Source organism: Campylobacter showae CC57C, from assembly GCF_000344295.2.
GTDB classification, from domain to species: domain Bacteria; phylum Campylobacterota; class Campylobacteria; order Campylobacterales; family Campylobacteraceae; genus Campylobacter_A; species Campylobacter_A showae_B.
In genome coordinates, this window is record NZ_AOTD01000050.1 from 1 (window position 1) to 358 (window position 358).

The following is a 358-nucleotide window of genomic DNA, read 5'->3' on the forward strand; positions in this document are numbered from 1 at the left end:
GTGTTTTATCTTTATCATTTTTTGTTCTTGATTTTTAAATTTGCGGAAATTTTTGGGTTAAGTTTTTTATATAAAGGTAGTGAAATTTTATGCATAGAAGATAAAAATCGGCTGAAATCTGCGTAAATTAACACAAATTTCAGCTACGAAAATTATTTTAGGTACAACCCCTGGCTATTTTTTGCGATCTTGTCTAGTTCGGCTATTCGCTCAGTATCGTCGGGATGAACGAATTCGTAGCTCTTGACGCGAAACACCCCATCGTCCTCGTCGCCGTCTAGGTAGTACTCGACAAAGCAATAGTAGTCGTGATCGGAAAAATAATAGGGATCTATAAAGCAGGTATAATCAGGTTCCC

The 358-nt window shown here is 36.9% G+C and carries 1 protein-coding gene; it reads right to left on the reverse strand.

The window, feature by feature from the left end:
* Nucleotides 1-152: 152 nt before the first annotated feature.
* On the reverse strand, nt 153-358 hold a 206-nt coding region (locus H740_RS11835; RefSeq protein ID WP_002950791.1), incomplete at its 5' end, for a hypothetical protein.